At 67.7% G+C, this 526-nt stretch carries 1 protein-coding gene; it reads left to right on the forward strand.

Annotated elements, in window-relative coordinates:
* The coding region (locus NZ585_15155) for an aminotransferase class I/II-fold pyridoxal phosphate-dependent enzyme (protein ID MCS7081366.1) at window positions 1–526 on the forward strand (526 nt) is incomplete at both ends.

Consider the following 526-nt stretch of genomic DNA (forward strand, 5'->3'; position numbering starts at 1 on the left):
CAACCTTGGACAGGGCTTCCCCGACTTCGACGGCCCGGACGTGGCCAAGGAGGCCGCCGTGGCCGCACTGCGCGCAGGCGAGAACCAGTACGCACCCACCATCGGCACGTTGCCGCTGCGTCGCGCCATCGCCGCGCACGCCCAACGCTTCTACGGCCAGGTCGTTGACCCGGACACGGAGGTGACGGTGACCAGCGGCGCGACCGAAGCCATGTTCGCCGCCCTGCTCGGCCTGCTCAACCCCGGGGACGAAGTCGTTTTCTTCGAGCCGTTCTTCGATACCTACGCCCCGCACTGCGATATGCTCGGCCTCATCCCGCGCTGTGTGCCGTTGCGTCCCGTTGCCGCCGGGCCGGAGGGCGTCACGGCCTGGGCCTTCGACCCCGATGAACTGGCCGCCGCCTTCAACCCGCGCACGCGCCTGTTGCTGTTGAACACGCCGCACAACCCCACCGGCAAAGTCTTCACCGCCGAGGAGCTGGCGTTGATTGCCGAACTGTGCCTCAAGTGGAACACCATCGTGTTG

Source organism: Chloracidobacterium sp. (assembly GCA_025057975.1).
Lineage (GTDB): Bacteria > Acidobacteriota > Blastocatellia > Chloracidobacteriales > Chloracidobacteriaceae > Chloracidobacterium.